We start from the raw sequence: 6,771 nt of genomic DNA on the forward strand, positions 1-6,771 counted from the left end.
ATTGTTACAGGATATGATTTTGTGAACGATGACAGTAATCCCATAGATGATCGTTCTACTTCACACGGCACCGCAACCTCCGGCATCATCGGCGCTTTGACAAACAACGACGACGGCGAGGATCATAAAATCGCCGGCATCGGAGGCGGCTGGGGCGAGTCGCCTTATGGTTTCAAATTGCTTCCCGTCAAAGTCATCGATCAAGCGGGCGATTTCACGATAGCCAATCTCGCCGACGGCATTCAGTGGGCTGCCGTGACGCAAGACGCGGAAGTTCTCAATATGAGTTTAGCCACGAATGCAGACGAATCCAATCTCCTGCGTTTTGCTATTACAGAGGCTTACAATGTCGGCACAATCGCGGTGTGCGCTATGGGAAATTCGAATACCGGTGCTGCTTTTTGGCCGGCGGCGTATGATAACAGCGTTATTTCCGTCGGTGCGATTGAGTTTACAGGTCAAAGAATAGATTCGTCTTTAGATTATACTTGGGGTTCCAATCTCGGCCCTTGGATTGACGTGATGGCGCCAGGCACGGCACATTGGACAACGGCGCGAATGAGTTTGGGGAAATACCGCAGCTTTGATGGCACTTCATGCTCTGCGCCTTTTGTTTCCGGTTTTGCCGGGCTTATTCTCTCAGTTGCTCCGACTGCCAGCTTTGAAAAAGTCGAGGCAATTATTCGCGCTTCCGGTACAACATATCCAAATTGGAATAGTGCCTTTGGTTACGGTTACATCAAAATGCGCAAAGGCCTTGACTTGCTTACAGGTGCCGGATATACGGAATTTCAAAGAACAGCCACAGGCGGCACTGCTACGAATGAGAATTTTACCGTGAACCCTGGCGATGGCTATACCTATAAACGCTTCAAAGTCGTCAAGACTGTCACGTGGTCAGAAGCCTTCACTTCCGTTCCAGTAATTTGGGGGCGAAGGACCGGCTCAAACGGCCGGGTGAAATGGCCGTCGAGCACAGCGCAATTGGGTTACACTTATACGGGCATCGTAGCAGGGACTGAAGCAATGAATAGCTGCCAATTGGTAAGCTACATCTATGAGAAGCGTGTTGCTGCAACTGGCCAATATATCGGCTGGTATCCTGTCGCCCCAGGTAGCGTCACTTATGCCTACACTCTTCGTGGCATTTTGAATCCTCCCTCAGTTACCATCACGGGGCCTACGATGTTGGAATGGAAAGCATTGGGCACCTGGACAGCCAATCCCTCCGGCGGCAATGGCTCGTACACTTACGAATGGCGATTCCGCGAAGCGGGTGAACCCAACTGGTCTGGCGTCGCCGGCACCTCGCAGCAATATACCCGGCAAATGCTGCCGGTGGATATGGAACTGCAAGTGAAAGTCACCAGCAACGGCCAAATCGTTTATGACACGCATTATGTCGAAGAGGGCTTCAACAAAGCTTCCGCACCGGTTGCAGAAGAAAGCGCTTCGCTGCCCGAGGTTTTCTCCCTGTCGCAAAATTATCCCAATCCCTTCAATCGCTCGATGCAAAGCTCACAACAGAACCTCGCTACCAGCATTCGCTTTGGACTTCCAGAAGCAACGCAAGTGCAGTTGGTGATTTTCGATCTCATGGGCCTGGAAATGCGGCGCTTGGTTGACCGGCCCATGGCCGCGGGTTATCATGAGATGATCTGGGACGGCAAAGATCAAACCGGCCAACTCACGCCGGCGGGCGTTTATTTTTATCAAATCATCGCCGGCGAGTTTCGCGAGTGGAAGAAATTGGCGATGGTGAGATAGCCTCAGATTTGAATTGACCGCATTGCTTTTGACGGTTATATTCCGCGCTCGCCCCAGACCGGGGCGGGCGTTTTTATTTTATAGGATCGCTGATGAAAATTTTTTTGAGCCTTCTCGGAATCGTTGCCTGGGCTTTGGCGCTTGCTTCGGTTGGCCGGCCAACTCAAGCTGATACGCGGGAAAAACAGAAATCAAAAGCCTCATTTATTCAGGCCCTCTCCCCCCGCGCCTGGCAATTCCCGCGCGATCACGGCCAGCATCCGGAATTTCGCACGGAATGGTGGTATTTCACCGGCAATCTCCAAAGTGAAGATGGCCGCGCTTTCGGCTATCAATTCGCCATTTTCCGCAATGCCTTGACCCCTGCTCCGGCAAACCGGGCATCGGCTTGGGCCTTCCGCGATGGCTATGTCGCGCATTTTGGCATTACCGACATCGCCCAGAGAAAATTCTATTACGATCAAAAAATCGCGCGCGGCGCGTTGCAGCTTGCCGGCGCGAGCCGGGATTCGCTGCACGCTTTTGTTGGAGATTGGTCGGCGCGGGGCGCGGGCAAGCTTTGGCAATTGCAGGCCGCCAGCGGCTTTGGCAGCATTGCATTTGTGTTGGAACACACAACTCCGCCGGTTTTGCACGGCAATAACGGACTGGTTCAAAAAGGCGCGCAGCCGGGCGAAGCCTCCTATTATTATTCTTTGCCGAATCTCAAAACGACCGGGCAATTGGTTCTCGGCGCGGATTCGGCGCGCGTCAGTGGTGCGAGCTGGATGGATCATGAATTCTTCACCGGCGTCGATTCAGGCGAAATGGCCGGCTGGGATTGGTTCAGCTTGCATTTGTCGGATTCCACGGCGATCATGCTTTATCGCCTGCGCCGGGCAAATGGTGCGACCTCGCCGTTTTCTGCCGGAACCCTGATTCTGCCGGGCGGCGCCACGCGTCACCTTTCTGCGAGTGAGTTCGAAGTCGAGCCCGGAGGTTGGCGGCAAAGTAAAATTATGCCCGAAAGCAAATATCCTCTTGCATGGAAACTGCGTTTTGCCGATTATGCGCTTTCCGTCACCACCCCGGTTGAGAATCAAGAGCTGGACACGCGACAGAGCACCGGTGTGGTTTACTGGGAAGGTTATGTCAATACCACCGGCACCAAAGCCGGCCGGCAGGTGACCGGGAAAGGGTATCTTGAGATGACGGGCTATGTGGCCTCAGCGCGGCCGAAGCTGTAAGTCATCTCGGGCATCTGTTCCAAGCTTGCTGGTTACGATTGTGCAAGCACACACCAACACGCCTTTCGGACGCTTTTCCTTTTTTGAAACTCGGGCGTTTCAGCAGAAATACAGCAGGCGGCAATTTCATTTCCGCATTTGAAGGGGCTAGGTGCTACTATACTCCTGTTTGTGGAGTGGGTACCAAAATGTAACTCGAAGTGTCTCACAGTGAAACACCCGTTCGATAGCGGATCATATAAGAGCTTTGAATTACATAATATGCGTTGAAAATGTGAACGGATCGTTGTAACTTATCTGCGACTTTGCATGATTTCGAAAGTGTAAGGTATTGAAAATCTGTAAAGCCGATTACGAATTGTGACAGTCTCACAAAATTGCCATTCATTTGAAAGGCAAAACGCATTTGTAATGACGCGTGGTATGGAGATTGCCAAATCGTAAGCGGCTTACCAGAAGCCTCGCTGCTCACCTGCGCGATGATGGAGTGGCGGCGATGCCAGCAAAGAGTCGCATGCGAGTGCGCCGATCAGCACAATCGTTCACGGCAAATCGGCAGTTCACTCCCCCCAACTCAATCCATATGATGTGGAATTGATCGATCGTTCGACAAGGTCGTCGAGCGGAATGATCTTGCCGGCTTTCTCACAAAGCACGGCAGAAGGAGGCCGGTAATCTCTCAAGGATGGAGATCGCCGGCGACAAACCAGCGGGTGAGAGCATCGTGACAACAGTAGACGTGAAGGAACTTGATCTGGTGGATAGCATACCACCGGACGTGGAGAGTTCGTGGGGTAAAAATTTCGGCTTCGACTATCATTATCCCCTCGTCAGTCGCAGCCCGGAAATCAAAGAAATTTTTTCGCTGATCAAGAAAGTGGCGAAAAGCAATGCCACCATTCTGATTCAAGGCGAAACCGGCACCGGCAAAGAACTCATTGCCGGCTTGATTCAGTTTATCAGCCACCGCGCTGCCAAACCTTATGTCAAGGTCAACTGCGCCGCGTTGCCGGAAAACTTGCTGGAAAGCGAGCTTTTCGGCCACGAGAAAGGCGCATTCACCGGCGCCTATCAAACGCGCATCGGCAAGTTCGAGCAATCGCACGAGGGCACGCTCTTTCTCGACGAGATCGGCGACATGCACCTTTCCACCCAGGCAAAAATCCTGCGCGTGTTGCAGGACCAAACCTTTACGCGTTTGGGCGGCAATCGCGCCATCGAAGTCGACGTGCGGGTGATCGCGGCCACCAACAAGGATCTGTGGACCGAGATCGAGATGGGCAACTTTCGCGCGGATTTGTACTACCGTTTGAATGTCGTGACGCTGCATATTCCGCCGTTGCGCAAGCGCCGCGAGGACATTCCGCTGATTGCCGAATTCTTCCGCCGCAAATTCTCCCGCGAGATTCGCAAGAAAACCCGCGGTTTCTCCGAAGAGACCATGGATTTGCTTGCCAATCACCAATGGCCGGGCAATATTCGCGAGCTGAAAAATTTGGTGGAACGCTCGGTGCTGGTTTCGGAAGAAGGGGAGGAGATCAAGCCGAAAGATTTGTCGATGGCCGGCAAGGATTACTTCGCCGCCGGCGGCAAGGATCGCCGCCGCTCAAACGACGGTGATTTGATCTCGCTGGACACGCTCAACCTCGAAGTCATCGAGAAAGAAGCGATCTTGCGCGCGCTGGAATTGCGCAACTGGGTGCAGAAAGATGCGGCGCAATTGCTGGGCATCTCGCCGCGCGCGCTGAATTACAAAATCAATTACCACAGCATCACGCATCCCACCTGGAAAAAGAATACGTGAGCTGTGACTGCGAAACGAGAAAGCCTGGCGCTGGTTGAGCGACGGGCTTTTTTTGTTTTCAGGCCAACGACATTTGCCTTGGTAGCCGGACTTCGTTCGGACGAAAACCGGCTTGCGCTGCACGACATTCCGCTTCCGGTCAAATTGCTCCAACGCTGTTTGGCGCTTCCCTGTTGCTTCTGCCTGATGAAAACCCTACTTTGGGGCTTTCAATCGCAGCAATTCCAGAGTACTGTTACATTTGTTTATATGAGCATCCTGTCATTCTGGAAGAATCTGGTGACGTTCCAGGCCTGATGCCGAGCTTTTCACAAAACCCTGCTTGGCGGAATGACACTTCAAGAAACACTCCTACAAATTTGGGTAACAGAGCACCGAGCTTGGTGATATTTGAAATGATCATTACCCGAACAGCCATTTCGCGGAAAACAAGTTGAGCTGTCATGCCCAACGCAGAAACTGACATCACGCAATTGCTTCTCGATCTGAGCGGCGGCCGTCGCGCCGCGGTGGATGCGCTCATGCCGCTGGTTTATGAAAAACTGCACGCCATGGCGCAGCGGCAACTGCGCGGTGAGCGGGCCGGCCATACGCTGAACGCCACGGCTTTGGTTCATGAAGCCTATCTCAAACTCAGCGACCAGCGGCGTGTCACCTGGCAGAACCGTGCGCATTTCTTCGCCCTCGCGGCGCAGGCCATGCGCCGTATTTTGATCAGCTACGCGCACAGCCGTCTCGCAGAAAAGCGCGGCGGCGGCCAGCCGCTGGTGACCTTCAATGAACAAGCCGGGCCCCGCGCTGCGCGCGCCGAAGAACTGGTGGCGCTGGATGAAGCGCTTTCCGAATTGGCAACCCTCAATGAGCGTCAAAGCAGGGTGGTGGAGTATCAGTTCTTTGGCGGGTTGAAACACGAAGAGATTGCCGAAGTGCTTGGCGTTTCCGTGCCCACTGTGCGGCGTGATTGGCGGCTGGCAAGGGCGTGGCTCAGCAAACAACTCAAGAATTTTGCTTGATCGGGCGAGCACAACGGCAGACCGTTTTGTGACAAGCGTTTAGCTTTTCACAAGTCCAGGTTATCTTGCAAGAAATTTTTTACACCACCCAATGGCTCAATTTGGACGCCAGTCAAAAAAACGCGCCATTTTTATTTGTACACACCACTCCGCATGCAGCCAGATGGCGGAGGGCCTGTTGCGCCATCTCGCCGGCGATCGTTATGAAGTTTTCAGCGCAGGCACGCAAGCGACGCGCGTCAATCCGCTGGCAATCAAGGCCATGGCAGAGAAAGGCACCGACATTTCACGGCACACTGCGGATCATATCGACAAATACATGAATATGGAATTCGACTACGTAATTACCGTTTGCGATAGCGCGAACGAGACATGCACCTATTTTCCCGCGAACGAAACACAGTGGCATTGAAGTTTTGAAGAGCCTTCTGCTGCCATGGGAACAGAAGAAGAACGTTTGAAACAGATTCCAATTGCCAGCGCGATTCGAGAGGAATGAGCTTTTTTCCTCGTCAAGAAAAAACAGTATAAAAATTCCGCTTGCATTTTACCCCCCCCCCAACTTATTATCTTCCGTCAAAATTAGAAAGCGGGGTGAAATGAAGTTCTTGACGACATTACCCGACTGTCGCCGCCACACAACGAAAAATTCTTTTATAAAGAATTCAAGGCCTGTTTACGCTCTGAGCGAGTGTGAATGGGCCTTTTGTTCTCTTGGAGCAAGATATGTTTCGACAATTTCGTAATGTCACAACGGCTCTTTGGTATGTTTTCTTGTTTTTGTTTTTGCACGCCGGTTGCATTCAAAATCCGCAAGAAGCGATCGTTGAGAACGAACCACTGCAACCCTATCAAGAAACCCAAAGCGTTTGAGGAGCAGAGCAATGCGAAAAACATATCTCCTGTTGTTATTGCTTTTGGGATGCGGCAAAAATCCCTTCGCGCCCCGGTCTGAAATCGG

At 52.5% G+C, this 6,771-nt stretch carries 5 protein-coding genes; all 5 read left to right on the top strand.

All coding sequences use genetic code 11. The features are described 5' to 3' along the window. Positions 1-1,767 (top strand): hypothetical protein (locus FBQ85_24410; protein ID MDL1878275.1); only part of this gene is annotated, 1,767 nt, incomplete at its 5' end. A 92-nt stretch (positions 1,768-1,859) separates the two neighbouring features. Beyond that, the gene (locus FBQ85_24415) at positions 1,860-2,993 is read left to right on the top strand and encodes a carotenoid 1,2-hydratase (GenBank protein ID MDL1878276.1); all 1,134 of its coding nucleotides are present in this window, start codon (positions 1,860-1,862) and stop codon (positions 2,991-2,993) included. A gap of 685 nt (positions 2,994-3,678) precedes the next feature. Beyond that, positions 3,679-4,797 carry a sigma-54-dependent Fis family transcriptional regulator gene (locus FBQ85_24420; GenBank protein ID MDL1878277.1) on the top strand — a complete coding sequence of 373 codons (1,119 nt, stop codon included), beginning with the start codon at positions 3,679-3,681 and terminating at the stop codon, positions 4,795-4,797. A 443-nt stretch (positions 4,798-5,240) separates the two neighbouring features. Beyond that, positions 5,241-5,810, top strand: coding sequence for a sigma-70 family RNA polymerase sigma factor (locus tag FBQ85_24425; protein ID MDL1878278.1), 570 nt, complete (start codon positions 5,241-5,243; stop codon positions 5,808-5,810). Between the two features lie 91 nt (positions 5,811-5,901). After that, a complete protein-coding gene (locus tag FBQ85_24430) occupies positions 5,902-6,222 on the top strand; it encodes an arsenate reductase ArsC (protein MDL1878279.1) in 321 nt (106 codons plus the stop codon). Positions 6,223-6,771 lie beyond the last annotated feature (549 nt).

This window comes from Cytophagia bacterium CHB2 (assembly GCA_030263535.1).
In the GTDB taxonomy this organism is placed as follows: Bacteria; Zhuqueibacterota; Zhuqueibacteria; order Zhuqueibacterales; family Zhuqueibacteraceae; genus Coneutiohabitans.